This is a genomic window from Pseudarthrobacter sp. CC12, assembly GCF_039907755.1.
Taxonomy (GTDB): domain Bacteria; phylum Actinomycetota; class Actinomycetes; order Actinomycetales; family Micrococcaceae; genus Arthrobacter; species Arthrobacter niigatensis.
In genome coordinates this window covers 51,743-70,821 of the sequence record NZ_JARDJH010000025.1, presented here as the reverse complement: position 1 = coordinate 70,821, position 19,079 = coordinate 51,743, and the positions used below count along the sequence as shown (strand labels likewise).

Sequence of the window (19,079 nt, the reverse complement as noted above, 5' to 3'; positions counted from 1 at the left end):
TGGGAGAGTAGGTCACCGCCGGAACAACTATTAATGGTCGAGGCCCCAACCACACGGTTGGGGCCTCCCACATTTAACATCAGCAACCAAATCAGGGCTACCGGCTGCCCAACCGGCGAAGCGTAAAATGGCAGTCGCTTCACTAGCTGGCCGGAGTGGTTTGCGGTATCTACCGGATATTCTTCGGGAATGGATTCCTGGCACCGGAACCGGCTGAGCAAGGGGCAGGCAGAGCTTGTGGAATCGTGGCTCCCGGGTCTGCGAATGCTCAACGATCTGTCTTGGAACCTCGCAGATACCGCGGTCCTCGAAGTGGAACACGGGCAGCGCAGATACATTGTCAAAGCCGGCAGTCCTTCCAACCACAACATAGAGCGTGAGATTGCAGCCCACCAGTCTTCCGTCCATGTCTTGGCGCGCCAGATCCGTGCGCCAAGGCTTGTTCGCGCTGACCTCCTTTTGAACATCCTGGTCACGGAGTATCTGGACGGTTGTCTGGTGGAAGGCTCAGAAGCCGAATACGCGACTGCTACATACGTTCAAGCAGGGTCTCTCCTTCGCGCTTTTCATGACCAGGCCGCGCGTACTGATCGGGATTATGAATCGGCCGCCACCGCAAAAGCCTTGGCGTGGCTCTATGGAGGGCACCGTATCGAGGAGTATGTCGCAGAACGGGCCGCCGCCCTACTTGGTGCCTATGAGCCCGAACCGGTTATTGTCGTCCCGACTCACGGTGACTGGCAGCCGCGCAACTGGCTTATTAACGGTACCGAGCTGAGGGTCATCGACTTTGGCAGATATGAGTTAAGACCGGCTGCCAGCGATCTCAGTCGACTTGCCGTGCAGCAATGGCGTGCGGTCCCTCGGCTGGAGGAGGCTTTTTTCGCAGGCTACGGTTCAGATCCCAGGGACACTAAGCTCTGGAACGTTATGCAGCTGCGGGAAGCCGTTTCCACGGCTGCCTGGGCCTACCGGGTTGGCGATCAAAAGTTTGAGGAACAGGGCCACCGCATGCTCCGCGACGCCCTGGGCAAATTCTGAGGCGCTCTTTACCCCGGCAGGGTCGCTGGAAAGTCCGCAGGATGTGATGGGGCGTCCGCGGGAAAGCTGCAGGATGTGATGGGGCGTCCGCGGAAAAGCTGCAGGACCTGATGGCGCGTCGCGGGGCGGGGCAGTAATAGGGAATATGGATTGTTGAACAATCCTGATTTATAGGGCATTCTTGAAGGACACCAATCCGAGACGGAGATCACAATGCCCAGCATCGACTTGAACAGCGACGTCGGCGAGTCCTTCGGGAACTGGTCCTTCGGCGATGACGCCGCCATTTTCGAGAGTGTGTCCAGTGCCAACGTGGCGTGTGGCTTCCACGCGGGCGATCCAGTGGGCATCATGGCCACCTGCCAGGCCGCCGTAAAGGCCGGTGTCACCGTCGGAGCCCACCCCGGCTACCGGGACCTGGCCGGATTCGGCCGCCGCTTCGTGGACATGACCACGGAAGAGCTGACCGCTGACGTCGTCTACCAGATCGGCGCCGTCCAGGCAGTAGCCCTCGCAGCCGGAACAGCCGTCCGCTACGTCAAGCCCCACGGCGCCCTCTATAACACCATCGTGAACCACCCCAAGCAGGCCGGCGCTGTGGTCGCAGCGATCCTCGCGGTGGACCCCACGCTGCCCCTCATGGTGCTTCCGAACTCCGAGATCCAGCGCCAGGCAGAAGCTGCCGGGCTGCGGACCGTGGCCGAGGCCTTCGCCGACCGGGCCTACAACCCTGACGGCACCCTGGTCTCCCGCCGCGAACCCGGAGCAGTGCTGCACGAGGTAAAGGACGTCGTCGAGCACGTCCTCCGCCTGGCCACCGACGGTGTGGTCCGTGCCATCGACGGATCCCTGGTCTCCGTCAAGGCCGAGAGCATTTGCCTGCACGGTGACACTCCCGGGTCCGTTGCCATGGCCGCTGCCGTCCGCGCCGCACTGGTGGACGCCGGCATCCAGATCCAGAGCTTCGCCTAGCCATGACCGCGCAGCAGCATGAAACTCGAACGGCCCAGAATGCCGGCCTGACCGGGATCCGCCCCGCCGGCGACAGGGCCATCCTGGTGGAGCTGCCGTCCCTTGACGCGGTCCTCAGCCTCCAGGCGCAGCTCAACTCGCATCCGCAGCGGGGACAGGTGGACGTCGTCGCTGCCGCCTGCACGGTCCTCATCACGACGGATTCGCCGCAGGCAGCGCAGGCACTGGCCGCGCACGTCCGTAGCCTGGACCTTGAGGAGCCCGCGGAAACCGCGAGCACGCTGGTCACCATTGACGTGGTGTACGACGGCGAGGACCTCGATGAGGTGGCCGCGCTCACCGGGCTGGACCGCAGGGGAGTAGTGGCAGCGCACACCGGCCAGCTGTGGACCGCGGCCTTCGCCGGCTTTGCTCCGGGCTTCGCCTACCTCACCGGACAGGACTCCAGCTTGGAGGTTCCCCGCCGCCGCTCGCCGCGCACTGCCGTCCCCGCCGGAGCTGTTGCCCTGGGCGGCGCCTACTCGGCCGTCTACCCCCGGCAGTCCCCCGGCGGCTGGCAACTGATCGGCCGGACCGATGCCGCCATGTGGGACCTGGGCCGGGAGAGTCCCGCGCTGGTCCGGCCCGGGGACACGGTCCGGTTCAACGCCATCCGTGCCCAGGCAACGGTGCCCCACCACCAACAGCCCGGTGCCGGCAAGGCTCCAGGCGAAGACCAAGCCACCGAAGGCCTCGCTGTCCGCAAGCCCGGGCTCCAGGCCACCATCCAGGACCTCGGCCGGCCGGGCTACGCGTCGCTTGGCGTCAGCAGCGCCGGCGCCATGGACCGGGGAGCACTCCGCCGCGCCAACCGCCTGGTGGGCAACGGCGAAGGCGACGCCGGACTCGAACTTCTCTTCGGCGGACTCGAACTTGTTGCCCTCAGTGACCAGGTCCTGGCCGTCACCGGAGCAGCCGTTCCGCTGGAGATCACGCCGGATGAGCAGCAGGCTGGGGCAGAAAGGCGGACGACGGCGGTACGGCACCCGGCGTGCGACGCCGCCTTTGCCCTCCTCGCGGGGGAGCGGCTGACGGTGGGCGCCCCCACTGCAGGACTGCGCTCCTACGTGGGTGTCCGCGGCGGACTCGGCGGACCCGACGCCCTGGGCAGCCGTTCCACGGACACCATGTCCGGCGTCGGCCCCGAACCGCTACAAGCGGGCACCATCCTGCCCGTGCGGACCCCCAGGCTCGGGAGCATCGTGGGCCACCCAGAGGTCTCGCCCATCCCGGACCGGAACGAAGCCGCCGTGCTGCGCGTGGTCCCCGGACCCCGGCAGGACTGGTTCAGCGATGAAACCCTCCGGGACTTCCTCCAGCAGGAATGGACTGTTACGCCACAATCGAACCGGATCGGACTCAGGCTGAATGGCCAGCCACTCAGCCGCGGCCGGGACGGCGAACTGGCCAGCGAAGGTACCGTCCGCGGCGCCGTGCAGGTGCCACCGGAAGGCCAGCCGGTCCTCTTCCTCTCCGATCATCCGGTGACCGGCGGGTACCCGGTGATTGCCGTTGTCGTCCACTCAGACCTGGACAAGGCCGCCCAACTTCCCCCGGGCACCACCGTGCGGTTCGCCGCCGCCCCGCTCCCGGCAGAACCGACCGAAACACCTAAGGAAAGCCCCCATGCGTAAAGTCCTCATTGCCAACCGAGGCGAGATTGCCGTCCGGATCGCCCGTGCCTGCGACGATGCAGGCCTGGAGAGCGTGGCCGTCTACGCCGATCCCGACGCCGACGCACTGCACGTCTCCGCCGCCACCGAGGCGTACGCGCTGGCCGGCACGCGGCCCCAGGAAACCTACCTGGACATGGACAAAATCCTCGCCGTGGCGGCGAAAAGCGGCGCCGACGCCGTCCACCCCGGCTACGGCTTCCTGTCCGAGAACGCCGGCTTCGCCCAGGCCGTAACCGACGCCGGCCTGACCTGGATCGGCCCCTCCCCGGAGACCATCCGGCTGCTGGGCGACAAGGTCAGCGCCCGCGAGGTGGCGGTCCGGGCCGGTGCACCGCTGGCACCCGGCAGCGACGGACCGGTGGCCAGCGCAGCAGAGGTCCGCGCCTTCGCCGAACAGGTTGGCCTTCCCGTGGCCATCAAGGCGGCGTTCGGAGGCGGCGGGCGTGGCCTCAAGGTTGTCCGGAACCAGGCCGACATCGAGGAAAGCTTCGACTCAGCGGTCCGCGAATCCCTGGCCGCCTTCGGCCGGAGCGAATGCTACGTGGAGAAGTTCCTGGACCGGCCCCGCCACGTGGAGGCCCAGGTCATCGCGGACACGCACGGCAACGTGGTGGTGGTGGGCACCCGCGACTGCTCGCTGCAGCGCCGCCACCAGAAACTCGTAGAGGAGGCACCCGCTCCGTTCCTTACGCCGGACCAGCGGGCCTCCATCCATGCCTCGGCGAAGGCCATCTGCCGGGAGGCCGGATATGTGGGCGCCGGCACGGTGGAGTACCTGCTGGACGGCAGCGGTTTCCTGAGCTTCCTGGAGGTGAACACCCGGCTGCAGGTGGAGCACCCCATCACGGAGGAGACTTCGGGCGTTGACCTGGTGGCAGCCCAGCTGGCAATCGCCGCGGGGGAGAAGCTGCCCATCCTGGAGGACCCGGAACCGCGCGGCCACGCGTTCGAGTTCCGGATCAACGCCGAGGACCCGGGCCGCGGCTTCCTGCCGTCCCCGGGCGCCGTCACGGAGTTCGAGGTGCCCACCGGGCCCGGCATCCGCGTGGACACCGGTGTCCGCGCCGGTTCCGTGGTGCCGGGGCAGTTCGACTCCCTGCTCGCCAAGCTGGTGGTCACCGGCGCGGACCGGCAGCAGGCCCTCCGCCGCGCCCGCCGCGCCCTGCGCGAGTTCCGCATCGGCGGCCTGGCCACCGTGCTGCCGTTCCACCGGGCCGTGGTGGAGGCCCCTGATTTCACCCGCACCGACGGACTGGACATCTACACCACCTGGATCGAGAGCGGGTTCGCCACGGCACTGGAGGCGGACCCTGCCTTCAGCCCCGCAGCCCCGGAGGCGCCGCGCCGGACCATCGGCATCGAGGTGGACGGCAAGCGCATGGAACTCGGGCTGCCCAAGGCGCTGCTGGATTCGCTGCTGGACGGCGGGGGCCGCCGAGGTGGAGCTGGCCGGTCTGCTGCGGACGGTCCGCAGCAGAATGCAGGGGAAGAAGCGGAGAAGAACGACGGCGACCTGCTGGCCACCATGGCCGGCACCGTGGTCAAGTGGCTGGCTGAGCCCGGAACGCTCGTCGAGGAAGGCGAGGCGGTGCTGGTGCTCGAAGCCATGAAGATGGAAACGGCCGTCGCCGCCCACCGTGCCGGTACGCTCGGCGAGCAGTTCGCCGCGGCGGGGGACGCGGTGGCGCCCGGCCAGGCGCTCACCACCATCGGTTAGGCGGGACGCCGGCGCAGTGGCGCAGGCCGGGGCCGATATCGTGGTGCCATGACGTTTGACGAGGTGCTGGCCGATCTCCAGGCCCAGGCCAGGACCACCAAGCACGCCGAAACGGGCCTCTGGGTGGCCGCGCAGCTGCGCAGCCGCATCGAGGCCGGCAAGCTCAAGCCCGGGTCCAAGCTCGCGGAGGAAGCCCTCCGCGAGGCCTTGGGCGTGTCCCGGAATACCCTCCGGGAGGCGTTCGCGGCCCTGCACTCGGAACATATCGTTACCCGCATCCCCAACCGCGGCGTGTTCGTGGCACACCCCACCGTGGATGACATCCGCGAAATCTACCGCGTCCGCCGGTTCCTGGAACCCTCAGCCGTGCTCTGGGCCGGAGAAGCCCCGCTGGAGCCCCTGGCGGCAATCGTGAAAGCGGCCAGGGCCGCCGCCGCGGAAGGTGACATTCCCGGCATGGCCGGCGCCAACCAGGACTTCCACCGCGCCCTGGTGAACCGTGCAGGCAGTGAGCGGCTCAACAGCCTGATGGAGCAGGTCCTGGCCGAGATGCGGCTGGTGTTCCACTCCATGGCTGCCAACCCTGCCTTCCATGAGCCGTATGTGCAGGACAACGCCAGGATCGTGGAACTCATGGAAGCCGGGGACCGGGCCGCGGCAGCGGACTTCCTGTCCGCCTACCTGGACCGAGCCGAGGCCCAGCTGCTCGCCGCCGTCGAACGCTAACCAAAAACCCTTCCCGGGGAGGGGTTGCAGGATTGTTGAACAAAACGATATGCTGTGGATCACACCGTTGTCCTGCAGCTCACAAAATATTGCAGCTCTGACGTAACCGGGGCTCCCGCCCCCCGGCGCCGCCCCACCGACTAAACCTGGGCACGGACGCGCCGGCCCCCACTTTCGCAGACCCGTCACGGGTCCCCTGGGAAGGGATAAATCATGCTTGTACTCATCGGGGTGCTGCTGGTGATCGTTGGCTTCGCCATCCGCCTGAACCCCCTGATTGTCGTCACCGTCGCGGGCATCGTCACCGCGCTGCTGGGCGGCATGAACCCCGCGCAGATCCTCGAGTCGTTCGGCACCGGCTTCGCCAGCAGCCGCTCCGTCACCATCTTCGTCGCGGTGCTGCCGGTGGTGGGCATTATCGAGTTCTTCGGGCTGCAGGAGCAGGCCAAAACCCTCATCGGCCGGCTCGCCAAGCTGACCGCCGGACGCGTCCTGATCGGCTACCTGGCCGTCCGCCAGATCACCGCCGCCGTGGGCCTGACCAGCATCGGCGGCCACGCACAGACCGTCCGCCCGCTGGTGTTCCCCATGGCGGAGGGCGCAGCGCTGCGCCGCTACGGCCACGTGCCGGAAAAGATCAGCGAGAAGATCAAGGGCCACGCCGCCGGCGCCGACAACGTTGGTGTGTTCTTCGGCGAGGACGTGTTCGTGGCGGTCGGCTCCATCCTGCTGATCACCACGTTCGTGGACACCACCTACCACCTGCACCTGGAACCGCTCCAGCTGGCGCTCTGGGCCATCCCCACCGCCATCGCCGCCTTCCTCATCCACGGCTTCAGGCTGCTGCGCCTGGACAAGCAGCTGGACAAGGAATACCGCGAGTTTGAGCTCACCGCCCAGAAGGAAACCGCAGGAGAAGCCAAATGATTAGCGTTGAAGCCGTTTACTGGCTGGTCGGCCTTCTGTTCGTCGCGTGGGCGTCGCTGATTGCCGCCGATACCAACCACCCCCGCCGCTGGGGCAGCTCGGCGTTCTGGGGCCTGCTGGGCCTGTGCTTCTTCTACAGCACCTGGGTCCAGGCCGGAACCGCACCCGCCTGGATCCTGGGCGTCGCCGTCTTGGTCCTGGTGGTACTGGCATCCACCGGCCTGCTGGGCCACGGCAAGCACCGCACCTCCACCGGGCCCGAGCGCGAGGCCTACGCCAAACGCTTCGGCAACAAGCTCTTTATCCCCGCCCTGACGCTTCCCTTGGTCACCGTGATCCTGGTGCTGGCAGCTCCTGTGTTGGTGATCGGCGGCACCCCGCTGCTGGACCCCAAGAACACCACACTGGTGGCCCTGGCCATCGGCGCCGTGGCCGCCGTCGTCGTCGCCCTCCTGATCCTCAAGCCCAAGAACCCGGCCACACCCATTTTCGAAAGCCGCCGCATCCTCGAATCCATCGGCTGGGCCGCGCTGCTGCCGCAGATGCTCACCACGCTGGGCATCCTCTTCACCAAGGCCGGCGTGGGAACCGCCGTGGGCACCCTGGCCTCCGGGCTGCTGCCCAAGGGCTCGCTGATCGCAGGCGTGCTGGTCTACTGCATCGGCATGTTCCTCTTCACCGTACTGATGGGCAACGGCTTCGCCGCCTTCCCCATCATGACCGCCGCCATCGGCTGGCCCGTGCTGGTGCAGACCTTCCACGGCGACCCCGCCATCATCTTCGCGATCGGCATGCTCGCCGGCTTCTGCGGCACGCTCTGCACCCCCATGGCCGCCAACTTCAACCTGGTGCCGTCCGCGCTGCTGGAAATGAAGAACAAGTACGGCGTCATCACGGCGCAGGTGGGCACGGCCATCCCGCTGCTGGCGGTCAACATCGCGCTGATGTATTTCCTGGCCTTCCACTAAACCCCTTCGCAAAGGAGCACCATGGACAACGATCTTCGCGCACAGGCGGCACCGGATTACGCGGCCGTGGTGCTGGGCAACCTTTCCGAGCCCTTCCCGCACTCGGCCCACCACACCCAGGTGTCCGCCGACGACCGGCCCACCCCGGAGCAGATCCACCCCGCCTTCTACACCTCCTTCGACTGGCACTCCTGCGTGCACATGCACTGGCTGGGGGCCAGCCTGCTGGGCTCGCCGGCTGCCGGGGCTGCCCCGGAAGGAGCGTCCGACGGCGGCACGGCGGCCTGGGTGGACAGCTCCACCGAAGCGTCGCTCCGGGCGGCGCTGGGCGCCAACCTGACGCAGGCCAAGCTGGCGGTGGAACGGGACTACCTGGTGGCCAACCCGTCCTGGGAGCGGCCCTACGGGTGGGCGTGGCTGATGCGGCTGGCCGCCACATGTTCCGCGTCCTCCGATGCGCAGCTCCGGGAATGGGGCACCGCCCTGGAGCCGCTGGTGGACGCCGTGGCGGAGCTCAGCGTGGCGTGGATGGCCAAGGCCCAGTACCCGGTCCGGCACGGGCTGCACACCAACGCCGCGTTCGGTGTCGGCTACATGCTGGATGCCTTCCGGTCGCTGGGCCGGGCTGATGCTGCCGCGGCGTGCGAGGAAGCGGCCCGCACCTGGTTCGGGAACGACCGTGGCTGGCCGGGCGACTGGGAGCTCAGCGGCCAGGACTTCCTCTCCGCCGGGCTGAGCGAGGCGGACCTGATGCGCCGTGTCCTGTCCGCCGACGAGTTCTCCGCCTGGTTCGCGGCGTTCCTCCCAGGCCTCTCCGCTGAGTCGCGGATCCTGCAGCCTGTCAGCGTCACGGACGAGACCGACGGCTACCTGGTGCACCTCCACGGGCTCAACCTGACCCGCGCCGGGCAGGTGGCCCGGATCATCGCCACGCTCCGGGAATCCTCCACGTCCGGGGCGTGCGCCTCGGCAGCTGTGCTCAACGAGGCCCTGGACCCGCTGTTGAAGGCCGGCCTCCGCGGAATGGAGAGCGGCGACTTCATGTCCACGCACTGGCTGGCCAGCTTCGCCTGGGATGCGCTGGGCTCCGTGGCGGCGCTGGACTGACCATCCAGCAGGTGACGGGATGAACCAGTCACACTCGGTGTGAAGGGACGCGGCGGTGCCCATATGGGCGCCGCCGCGTTAGTCTTTTCCCACCACGCCGCTGTGCGTGACCTGGGAGCAGCGGGCAGGGTCGTAATGAGCTGACCGTCCGCCCGCGAGCCCAGAGGAATCCCATGCGCCAGCACGCCAGCACCTGCCCGCCAGACCATGCAACGGCAGGGCAAACCGCCCTCAAGCCCAGGAGGAAGCGGACCAGGCATCCCCGGATCGCCGTGGGGGACAGGGTCTGCTTCGCCGAGGGAACCGTCTCCGGCACCGGCGTGGTGGACGCCGTGACATCCGACTACTCCGTTATCTGGGTATGGACGGACGAAGGCCAGGGCCGGCGGATGTTCCTGCAGGGGTACGGAAGCATCGTCACCGCAGTGGAGGCCTAATTCAGCTGTTCGCAGCGCGCGGCGCGCCGCGCGTCCGCTTGGAGGATGCCGTCCCGGACCCCCGCGCGGATCACGCCGTACAGGATGTAGAAGAAGACGGCTCCCACGAGGACAAACAGGACCAGCCCGGTAAGGTCACCCATCAGTGCGCTCCTCCTCCGGCCAGTACGGCTGAACGGACGCCGCCGCCTGACGCAAGGCCCCGCCGTCGAGCATCAAGGACGTTTCCGCCAGGCCGAAGTCGGTCCATTGGGCTACCATCCGGAGATCCCCGGCAGGCGGCAGCGGCCACAGCCAGAGGGTGCCGCTGCCGGAGAACTCCGCATCGCCCCCGCCGCCACCGCCGCCGTTCAGGGCGAGGACCGGAGGCTCCGGGTTGGTGCCCGGTTCCATCAGCCCGTAGGGAATTTGGCTGCCGGTGCTCGCTTTTGAACCGTCAGGGAATTCGACGCCGAACATCAGCCCGGTCTGCCGTTCGCTGCGCCCCCGAAAGCCCCTGCCGGGCTGGAAGAACAGCGGCTGCAAATCGTCCCAGTCCCTATCGGATTGATCGGTCCGGCGGAAGAGCCAGGACAGACTGAACAGGCACCCGGTAGAGAAGACTTCGGCGCCTTTGACCGCCACCACCATTCCCGGTGTCCGGCTCACGAACCTGCCCAGATGGACAACGGCAGGCAGTTCGTAGGCGGGTGCAGCCACCCACGGCGGCGGGACGTACCTCGTGGTCCGCGGCCGGGGCGGCAGGGGAGGGACGGGAAAGTCCTGGAAGAAGGTCATGATGGTCCTTGGGTCCGCTGGCGGCGACCGACCAGCGGAACAAGCGGCTGCGCCGTCCTGGATCCCCCAATCCGTCCTTGCCCGGCCAGTCTAGCGGGGTTGCGTCAGGGCCGGGTGGCCTCCTCGAGGATTTCCAGCAGGTGGCGGTAGGAGTGGCCGGTCGCCTTGGACATCCCCAGCTCGCAGGTGCGGTTGGTGGAGGCATAGGCATCGAACTCCCGCTCGTTGATCTCGCCGGCCTGCCGGTTGGTGGCGGAGTCGGTGAGTTCAGGGTGGAGCAGGCCCCGGTCGCCGGCGAACGCGCAGCACCCCCAGTTGAGCGGCACGAACACGTCATCCGTGACGGCCCCGGCGATGTCGAGCAGCGCGGGGTTGGTTCCCAGCTGGGTGGATGAGCACGTGGGGTGCAGGGCCATGGAACCCAGGGGAGCGGTTACCGTGAGCTGGCCCAGGACGTGCTGGTGGACGAACTCCACCGAGTCAACAAAACGCAGTCCGGCATACCGTTCTCCGTCCGCGCCGGCAAGACGCTTCATGGTCTCCAGGCCTTCCGTGCAGGAAGCGGCATCGCACACCACGGGCAGCTCGCCGCGGCCGCTGGCCTCGTACAGCTGGTCCAGGACCTTGGCGGTCATGGCGTCATAGCCCTGGGAGAAGCCCTTGGATTTCCACGGCGTGCCGCAGCACAGGCTCTCGATGCCTTCCGGGACGGTTAGGCCCACTCCGGCACGTTCGCAGAGGTCCAGGAATGCCCGGGCCGAGCCCTTTCCCTTGCCTTCCGGGCCCTCCGCAGGGCCGAACATGGTGCCGATGCAGGCCGGGAAGAACACCGCCACGCTGCCGGGGTCCCGGCGTTCCCGGCGCCTGGAACCGCCGCCTGGCAGCACGTCGGCGTAGGCGGGCACCGCCTCCGGTCCCAGCAGCGCACGGCCGACGGCGGTGGCGGCCTTTGGCAGCGACGCCGGCATGGCCTTGGCTACGGTCAGGGCCAGGCCGCCGCCGGCGGTCACGGCACCCCAGTTTTCGGCGGCCTTGTTCCAGCCGGCCGCGGCGACGGTGTTGGCATTTTCCTTGCGCAGCCGCCGGACCAGGTCCCCGGTGTTGATCAGCACCGGGCAGGCGGTGACGCACATGCCGTCCGCAGCGCAGGTCTGCACGCCGTCGTAGTCATAGTCCTTGCGCAGGCTGGCGGCGAGGGCGTGGTCGCCGCGTTGCTCAGCGGCAGCAATGTCGCGCCGAAGCACGATGCGTTGGCGCGGAGTAAGCGTGATGTCCTTGCTGGGGCACACCGGTTCGCAGTACCCGCACTCGACACAGCGGTCCACTTCCTCCTCGACGGTGGGAGCCACCTTGAGGTTTTCGATGTAGGAGAGGGGTTCGTCGGCGAGCAGCACGCCCGGGTTCAGGAGGTTGGGCGGGTCGATCAGCCGTTTGATCTCCTGCATGACTGTGTAAAGCTCGTCGCCGTACTGGCGGCGGACGAAGGGGGCCATGATGCGGCCGGTCCCGTGCTCGGCTTTGAGTGAACCGCCCGCGCCGAGGACCAGGTCCACCATCTCGTCGGTGAAGGCCTGGTAGCGCAGCAGTTGGTCCGGATCGTCGAAGCGCTCGTTGAGCATGAAGTGGACGTTTCCGTCCTTGGCGTGCCCGAAGATCACCGATTCCTTGTAATGGTGCTCGTGGAAGAGCCGCGTCAGTTCGCCGCAGGTGCCGGCAAGGGCGGGAACCGGAACAACGATGTCCTCCAGCAGTGCGTTGGTTCCGGAGGGGCGGGCGCCGGCCACGGCCGTGTACAGGCCCTTGCGGACGTGCCACAGGGCAGCCCGGTCTTTCGGGTCCGAGGTCAGTGCGAAGGGTGTTGCAAGGTCCAGCGAGTCGAACAGCTGCTGCGAGCCTGCCCGCTTGCCGGACAGTTCGACGGCGTCCGAGCCTTGGTGTTCCACCAGCAGCGCGGCGTGTCCTTGGACCGGCAGGGTCCGGATCGCGGCGGGGGCGTCGGCGGCGGCCTGGGCCACCTTCAACGCTGCCGCGTCCATGAGTTCGATGGTGGCAAGGCCGGTGGACACCAGGTCCGGCAGGGCTCCCATTGCCGCGTCGAGGGTGTTGAAGACCAGCAGCCCGGTGGCGGCGGCGGGTTTGACCTCGACGGTCCGGAAGACAGCCTCCGCGACGAAGCCCAGGGTTCCCTCGCTGCCGATCATCAGGTGCATCAGGATGTCCACGGGGCGTTCGTAATCCAGGAAGGAGTTCACGCCGTAGCCCATGGTATTCTTCATCGAGAACAGTGAACGGATGATGCGGACGGACTGGTCGTTTCCCACCACCCGCCGGCGCAGCTTCAGGAGCCCCTCGTGGAGTTCCGGTTCCAGCTCGCGCAGCCGCCGGTCGGCGTCCGCATCAGCGGTGTCGATGACCGTGCCCGAGGGCAGCACCAGCACCATTGATTCCAGCGTCCGGTAGGTGTTGAGCTCAGTGCCGCACGCCATTCCTGAGGAGTTGTTGGCGATGACACCGCCCACGGTGCAGGCGATTTCGCTGGCGGGATCCGGGCCGAGCTTGCGTCCAAAGGGGGCAAGCCTGGCGTTGACGCTGCGCACCGTGGCGCCGGGCTGGACACGGACCCGGGCGCCGCCGTCGAGCACCTCAACACCGCGGAAATGCTGGCGGGTGTTGATCAGCAGGCTGTCACTCAGGGCCTGACCGGACAGGCTCGTGCCACCGGAACGAAAGGTGGCGGGAAGCCCAAGCTCCCGGCTGCGCCGGAGCAGGGCGCCAACGTCGGCGGCATTGCGTGGGGTGGCCACCCCTTGCGGGACCAGGAGGTAGTGCGAGGCGTCATGTGCCATGGCATGGCGGTCCAGGTCCCGCGTGCTGACGGTATCCGGATCCAGCAGATGGACGGGGGATTCGGCTCCTGCGGCTGTGGTTCTCATGCGTGGCTCCAAGAAATCAGGTAATGGGGTGGGGCGGGGTGGCGTCCCCGGCGCGCTGGTAGAACCATTCGATGTGTTCGCGCAGCAGGCGTGCGGCGAGTTCGCCGTCACGGGACTGGACGGCATCAAAGATTCCGTGGTGTTGGGTGCGCAGGGCTGCCAGGACCGCCGGCCAGTCCTCCATCGCGTCCATGGCTCCCTTGACGTAGCCCACGATCGAGCCGCTGAGGGACTCCATGATGGTGGCCATGACTTCGTTGCCTGCAAGCGAACTCAGCGCCACATGGAACCTGGCGTCCAGCTCGTGGAAGGTTGCCCGGTCCAGCTCGGGCTGGTCCATAGCCTCCAGCAGTTGGGCCGCCTGTTTCCGCTCCGCGTCGCCACCTTCGCGCGCGGCACCGGCCCGGGCAGTCCACGTCTCCAGGAGGATACGGGTTTGGACGATGTCCTGGACCGGCAGCCGGTTGCTGGCAACATGCAGCCGGAGGGCGGAGGAGAGTCCGGCGGACGGATCGGAGACCACAATGGCACCGGAGGTGGGACCGGAGCCTACCGAGCTGCGGACCACGCCCATGGCGTCGAGGATACGGATGGCCTCGCGTACGGACGCCCTGGATATTCCATAGTTTTCCGCCAGGGTCCGTTCGCCCGGGAGCCGGTCTCCGACCTTGATTGTGCCGGCCCGCAGGTCCGCTTCAATGTCTTTCAGGAGCGCATCGTGGGTTCGACCTCGGGGGGCTGCTCCGGCTGCGGCGGGTGTCACGGGCGATCCTCTGGAGTGGGGGAGTGCGGGCCGGGAGGGCCCGCACCCCGGTTGTGCGCGGGTGGAGGGCTACGGGAGCATCCAGCCCAGGACTGGGGTGGATTGCAGGTAGACGATGGTGCACAGCACCAGAAGCAACCCCACGCTCCATCCGACTACCTTACGCAGAAGGACCGACTCCTGGCCGTCAAGGTTCACGGCAGTGGCGGCAATGGCGAGGTTCTGCGGGCTGATGAGCTTGCCCACCACACCGCCCGCCGTATTGCCGGCCACGAGCAGGTTCGGGTCGATGCCTGCATTCAGGCCGGCGGTCTGCTGCAGCTTGGCAAACAGTGCGTTCGCGGAGGTGTCCGAACCTGTCACGGCCGTGCCCAACCAGCCGAGCACCGGGGAGAGGAACGCGAAGAAGCTTCCGGTGCCGGCCAGCCAGACGCCGATCGAGACCGTCTGGCCCGAGTTGTTCATGACGTAGGCGAGGGCGAGCACCGTGATGATGGTCAGGCCGGCCCAGCGCATCTTGAAGATGGTCCGTCCGATTTCGGCCACGGCGTTGCCTACTGTCATGTGGAAGCGGCCGCCGTCATCGAAGCGGGCGTAGACGGCCGCGACGATCAACCCCGTGATCAGCAGGAGCGTGCCCGGGCTGGACAGCCACTGGAAGACGTAGACGGTGGAGGACAGCGGCTTGCCGTCGGCGCCCACCAGGGCGTCGTGCAGGACAGGCCATGGAACCTTGACATCGGTGGCGGCGAGGGCGGCCGGAAGGTCGACGCCGAGCTTCCACAGTTTGGCGATGCCGAACACCACAATGACCAGGAAGTAGGGAAACAGTGCCAGCCACGTGCGTGCCGGGGTGAGGCTTTCGCCGTCGGCCGCCTCTACGGTGGCGACACTGCCGGACCGGGCGCTTCGCGGACCCTGGCCTGCCGGTGTGGTGCCGGCCGCAGCGGCCTCCGCGGCGACGCCCAGCCGGTCACGCGCTGCTGTGGTGCCCCGGGGCTTCCAGAAGCGGAAGAACAGCACAGCCGCGCCCAGGCCCACCAGCGAAGCCATGATGTCGGTGAGTTCGTAGGAGAAGAAGTTCGAGCAGAGGAACTGCGCTGCGGCGAAGGAGAATCCGATGACCAGCGCGGCCGGCCAGCAGTCCTTCAAACCCTTGCGTCCGTCCAGGATGAAGAGCAGGATCAGCGGAACGAAGGTTGCCAGCAACGGCGCCTGGCGGCCCACCATGGCACCAATGTCCGTGGCGTGCAGGCCGGTGAGTCCGGCAGCAGTGGTGATCGGGATGGCCATGGCACCAAAGGCGACCGGGGCGGTGTTTGCCACCAGCACGGCAGCAGCGGCCCGGAGCGGGGGCAGTCCCAGGGCAAGCAGCATGGTGGCGGTGATGGCCACGGGCGCACCAAAGCCGGCAAGGGCCTCGAGCAGGCCGCCGAAGCAGAACGCGATCAGGACGCCCTGCAGCCGGACGTCGCCGCCGCCAATGACATCGAACACCCGCCGGAGGTCTTCAAATCGGCCGCTAAGTACCGTGACCTGGTAGAGCCAGACGGCCATGACCACGATCCACAGCACAGGGAAGGCGCCGAAGACTCCGCCCTGGGTGGCGGACAGAAGCGCCAGTCCGGCGGGCATCTTGAAAGCCAGGATGCCTACCGCCAGGGCCACCAGCAGGGCGAAGGCCCCGGCCACGTGGGCTTTGGTCCTGACGACGGCGAGAAGGACAAAGAAGGTCAGCAGCGGCAGCAGGCCGACGATGGCCGACCAGGCAACGCTGTTCAGCACCGGGTCTGTGCTGGGGGTGAAGTGGTCCACGAAGTTCCTCCACGATGAGGGCGATGGGGATGGCTTTGGTCAGACCACAATGGTCCGACCACAGAAGTGTAGCCCACTTTCGGCCAAGATGTGAGCCGGTTCACCCTCCGCCGGCGGGGTTGTCAGTGGCCGCCATCACGTGGTCTACTGTGGTCAGACCATACCCTCACCCTTCCGGAAGGCCGTCATGAGAATTGCCTTGTTCGCCACCTGCATCGTGGACGCGATGTACCCGGCCACGGCGAAGGCCACAGTCAGGATCCTGGAGCGGCTGGGACACGAAGTGGTGTTCCCCTCCGGCCAGGCCTGCTGCGGCCAGATGCACGTCAACAGCGGCTACCTCAAAGAAGCTGTCCCGGTGGTCGCCAACCACGTGGCCGCATTCGATACCTCGGATTACGACGTCGCCGTCGCCCCGTCCGGGTCCTGCGTGGCCTCGGTCAAGCACCAGCACCCCATGGTGGCGCGCGCCTGCGGCGACGCTGCCCTGGAAGCCCGGGCCACCGCCGTCGGCACCAAAACCTACGAGCTGTCCGAACTCCTGGTGGACGTGCTGGGCGTGACCGACGCCGGGGCGCAGCTGGGTTCCTACTTCCCGCACCGGGTGACCTACCATCCCAGCTGCCACGGGATGCGGCTGCTGCGGCTCGGGGACAGGCAGTCCCGCCTGCTGCGGACCGTGCAGGGAATCGACCTTGCCGAGCTGCCCGAACAGGACCAGTGCTGCGGCTTCGGCGGCACGTTTTCCGTGAAGAACGCCGATGTTTCGTCGGCCATGCTCCAGGACAAGGCGGCCAACATCGAGTCCACCGGGGCCGAGCTCTGCACCGGCGGGGACGCCTCCTGCCTGATGCACATCGGCGGCGGACTGTCCCGCCAGGGCAGCTCCACCACCACCCTCCACCTGGCTGAAATCCTCGCCAGCACCTTGGAAGAACCGGCGTCCGTCACCGGCGAAGTCCGCGTCTCCACCGGAAAGGCCCTGCGATGACCACCTTCCTGGGAATGCCCTCCCTGCCGGCCTTCGGCTCGGGCAACCTGTTCGCCGGGGAGTCCTTCCCCACGGCGGCGCACCGTGAACTGGGCAACGCGCAGTTGCGCGCCAACCTTGGCCATGCCACCCACACCATCCGCGACAAGCGCCAGGCGGTGGTCTCCGAACTGCCTGACTGGGAACAGCTGCGTGATGCGGGGTCCGCCATCAAGCAGGCGGTGATGTCCAGGCTGCCCGAGCTCCTGGAGGAGTTTGAAACGAACTTCACCGCACGCGGCGGCGTGATCCACTGGGCACGCGACGCCGGGGAAGCCAACGAAATCGTGGCCGGACTGGTCCGGGACACCGGCGAAACCGAAGTGGTCAAGATCAAGTCCATGGCCACCCAGGAAATCGGTCTTAACGAGTACCTCGAGGAGCAGGGCATCGGGGCCTTCGAAACCGATCTCGCCGAGCTCATCGTGCAGCTGGACCACGACAAGCCCAGCCACATCCTGGTTCCCGCCATCCACAAGAACCGCACCGAAATCCGGGACATCTTCCTCCGTGAAATGCCCGGTGCCGATCCTGCGCTGACCGACGATCCCTCCGTCCTGGCCATGGCTGCCCGCGAGCACCTGCGCCGGAAGTTCCTCACGGCGAAGGTAGCCGTGTCCGGGGCCAACTTTGCCCTTGCCGATTCGGGCACCCTGGCGGTCGTGGAATCCGAAGGCAACGGCCGCATGTGCCTCACGCTTCCGGAAACGCTGATCACGGTGATGGGCATCGAGAAGCTGCTGCCCACCTGGCAGGACCTGGAAGTGTTCATGCAGCTGCTCCCGCGTTCTTCCACCGGGGAACGGATGAACCCGTACACCTCCCTGTGGACCGGAGTGACGGAGGGCGACGGGCCGCAGAACGTGCACCTGGTGCTCCTGGACAACGGCCGCAGCGCCGCGCTCGCCGATGAAATGGGCCGCTCCGCCCTGCACTGCATCCGCTGCAGCGCCTGCATGAACGTCTGCCCGGTGTACGAGCGCACGGGCGGCCACGCCTACGGCTCCACCTACCCGGGTCCCATCGGCGCGATTCTTTCCCCGCTGCTCACCGGCATCCAGGCGGAAGAAAACAACTCCCTGCCGTACGCCTCCTCCCTGTGCGGTGCCTGCTACGACGCCTGCCCCGTCAAGATCAACATCCCGGACATCCTGGTGCACCTGCGCAGCGTGGATGTGGACAGCAAACGCGGCAAGAAGAAGGTCCCCAGCCAGATGGACGTGGGCATGAAAGCCGCATCCTGGGCTTTGTCCTCGGGCAAACGGCTGGGCCTGGTGGAGAAGGGGCTGCCGCTGGGCCGCCTGGCTGCGGGGCCGGACAGGAAGATCACCAAGCTGCCCGGCATCGCCGCCGGCTGGACCCAAAGCCGCGACATCCCGGCGCCGCCGGCACAGTCATTCCGGGACTGGTGGGCCAAGGAACACCGGAACGCCGGCGACGCTCCCGGCACACCGGAAGCCGGTCCGTCCCGCACGCCGTCCCCAGACACAAAGGAAACCCCGCAATGACCGCACGCGAAGACATCCTCTCCCGGATCAGGGCCGCATTGCAGGACAGCCCGCAGGCGCCGCAGATTCCGCGGGACTACCGGGCAGCATCCGAACTCGACACGGACGCACTCATCGAGCTCCTGGTGGACCGGCTGGTGGACTACAAGGCGCAGGTGGCGGTGGTTCCGGAAACGGAGGTGCCCGCACGGATTGCCTCGCTCCTTGACGGGGCGAACAGCTTCGTCGTGCCCGAAGGGTTCGACGCCGGGTGGCTGGCAGGGACCGATGAAGGCGGCGGCGGCGGGTCCCGCCGCCGCGTCGACTCTCCGGCGGCACCGCTCAGCGTCGCCGAGCTCGATGGCATCGATGCCGTGGTCACCGGCAGCGCCGTGGCCGTCGCGGAGACGGGAACCATCATCCTGGACGGCAGCGCCAACCAGGGCCGCCGCGCCATCAGCCTGGTCCCGGACCACCATATCTGCGTGGTGAAGGCCGCCGATATTACCGGGATCCTGCCCGAGGCGCTGGGCCGGATCGACGGGACCCGGCCCATCACGATGATCAGCGGGCCGAGTGCCACAAGCGACATCGAGCTTGAACGCGTGGAAGGCGTCCATGGCCCGCGCAGGCTGGACGTCATCATTGCCCGCTAGAGTCATCC

Annotated in this window: 17 protein-coding genes; 12 read left to right on the top strand and 5 right to left on the bottom strand. The window is 67.5% G+C overall.

Annotated elements, in window-relative coordinates; genetic code table 11:
* The first annotated feature begins 264 nt into the window (after positions 1-264).
* The 9 genes from PV772_RS16270 to PV772_RS16230 all read left to right on the top strand — a co-directional run bounded on the left by PV772_RS16270 (position 265) and on the right by PV772_RS16230 (position 9,610).
* Complete coding sequence (locus PV772_RS16270; RefSeq protein WP_347886822.1) at positions 265-1,041, top strand: phosphotransferase; 777 nt, start codon at positions 265-267, stop codon at positions 1,039-1,041.
* Positions 1,042-1,254: 213 nt separating this feature from the next.
* Positions 1,255-2,013, top strand: coding sequence for a 5-oxoprolinase subunit PxpA (locus tag PV772_RS16265; protein ID WP_347886821.1), 759 nt, complete (start codon positions 1,255-1,257; stop codon positions 2,011-2,013).
* 2 nt (positions 2,014-2,015) lie between these two features.
* Positions 2,016-3,686 carry a 5-oxoprolinase/urea amidolyase family protein gene (locus tag PV772_RS16260; RefSeq protein WP_347886820.1) on the top strand — a complete coding sequence of 557 codons (1,671 nt, stop codon included), beginning with the start codon at positions 2,016-2,018 and terminating at the stop codon, positions 3,684-3,686.
* A complete protein-coding gene (locus PV772_RS16255) occupies positions 3,679-5,445 on the top strand; it encodes a biotin carboxylase N-terminal domain-containing protein (RefSeq protein ID WP_347886819.1) in 1,767 nt (588 codons plus the stop codon). The genes PV772_RS16260 and PV772_RS16255 overlap by 8 nt, the downstream gene beginning before the upstream one ends.
* A gap of 48 nt (positions 5,446-5,493) precedes the next feature.
* Positions 5,494-6,171, top strand: a complete 678-nt coding sequence (locus PV772_RS16250) for a GntR family transcriptional regulator (protein WP_347886818.1) — start codon at positions 5,494-5,496, stop codon at positions 6,169-6,171.
* Positions 6,172-6,384: 213 nt separating this feature from the next.
* Positions 6,385-7,098 carry a DUF969 domain-containing protein gene (locus PV772_RS16245; protein WP_018762092.1) on the top strand — a complete coding sequence of 238 codons (714 nt, stop codon included), beginning with the start codon at positions 6,385-6,387 and terminating at the stop codon, positions 7,096-7,098.
* Positions 7,095-8,066 carry a DUF979 domain-containing protein gene (locus PV772_RS16240; protein ID WP_175319285.1) on the top strand — a complete coding sequence of 324 codons (972 nt, stop codon included), beginning with the start codon at positions 7,095-7,097 and terminating at the stop codon, positions 8,064-8,066. Before PV772_RS16245 ends, PV772_RS16240 begins: the two co-directional genes overlap by 4 nt.
* Before the next feature lie 21 nt (positions 8,067-8,087).
* The gene (locus tag PV772_RS16235; protein ID WP_347886817.1) at positions 8,088-9,173 is read left to right on the top strand and encodes a DUF2891 family protein; all 1,086 of its coding nucleotides are present in this window, start codon (positions 8,088-8,090) and stop codon (positions 9,171-9,173) included.
* Positions 9,174-9,346: 173 nt separating this feature from the next.
* A complete protein-coding gene (locus tag PV772_RS16230) occupies positions 9,347-9,610 on the top strand; it encodes a hypothetical protein (RefSeq protein WP_347886816.1) in 264 nt (87 codons plus the stop codon).
* On the opposite strand, the gene PV772_RS16225 is transcribed toward PV772_RS16230, so the two are convergent.
* The 5 genes from PV772_RS16225 to PV772_RS16205 all read right to left on the bottom strand — a co-directional run bounded on the left by PV772_RS16225 (position 9,607) and on the right by PV772_RS16205 (position 15,898).
* Entirely contained in the window at positions 9,607-9,753 is a 147-nt protein-coding gene (locus PV772_RS16225; RefSeq protein ID WP_168225701.1) for a hypothetical protein, read from the bottom strand. The two genes, PV772_RS16230 and PV772_RS16225, sit on opposite strands and share 4 nt — an antisense overlap.
* The gene (locus PV772_RS16220; RefSeq protein WP_168223103.1) at positions 9,746-10,387 is read right to left on the bottom strand and encodes a hypothetical protein; all 642 of its coding nucleotides are present in this window, start codon (positions 10,385-10,387) and stop codon (positions 9,746-9,748) included. Before PV772_RS16220 ends, PV772_RS16225 begins: the two co-directional genes overlap by 8 nt.
* A gap of 104 nt (positions 10,388-10,491) precedes the next feature.
* Positions 10,492-13,320, bottom strand: a complete 2,829-nt coding sequence (locus tag PV772_RS16215; RefSeq protein WP_347886815.1) for an FAD-binding and (Fe-S)-binding domain-containing protein — start codon at positions 13,318-13,320, stop codon at positions 10,492-10,494.
* A gap of 16 nt (positions 13,321-13,336) precedes the next feature.
* Positions 13,337-14,083, bottom strand: coding sequence for an FCD domain-containing protein (locus PV772_RS16210; RefSeq protein WP_347886814.1), 747 nt, complete (start codon positions 14,081-14,083; stop codon positions 13,337-13,339).
* A 69-nt stretch (positions 14,084-14,152) separates the two neighbouring features.
* Positions 14,153-15,898: an L-lactate permease gene (locus tag PV772_RS16205; RefSeq protein ID WP_141157911.1), complete on the bottom strand. Its 1,746-nt coding sequence runs from the start codon at positions 15,896-15,898 to the stop codon at positions 14,153-14,155.
* Between the two features lie 187 nt (positions 15,899-16,085).
* On the opposite strand from PV772_RS16205, the gene PV772_RS16200 reads away from it, so the two are divergent.
* The 3 genes from PV772_RS16200 to PV772_RS16190 are packed head-to-tail and all read left to right on the top strand — an operon-like array spanning position 16,086 to position 19,071.
* Entirely contained in the window at positions 16,086-16,889 is an 804-nt protein-coding gene (locus tag PV772_RS16200) for a (Fe-S)-binding protein (protein WP_175319279.1), read from the top strand.
* Positions 16,886-18,436 carry a LutB/LldF family L-lactate oxidation iron-sulfur protein gene (locus PV772_RS16195; protein ID WP_141180897.1) on the top strand — a complete coding sequence of 517 codons (1,551 nt, stop codon included), beginning with the start codon at positions 16,886-16,888 and terminating at the stop codon, positions 18,434-18,436. The genes PV772_RS16200 and PV772_RS16195 overlap by 4 nt, the downstream gene beginning before the upstream one ends.
* Entirely contained in the window at positions 18,433-19,071 is a 639-nt protein-coding gene (locus PV772_RS16190) for a lactate utilization protein C (RefSeq protein WP_141157908.1), read from the top strand. Before PV772_RS16195 ends, PV772_RS16190 begins: the two co-directional genes overlap by 4 nt.
* The last annotated feature ends 8 nt before the right edge of the window (positions 19,072-19,079 follow it).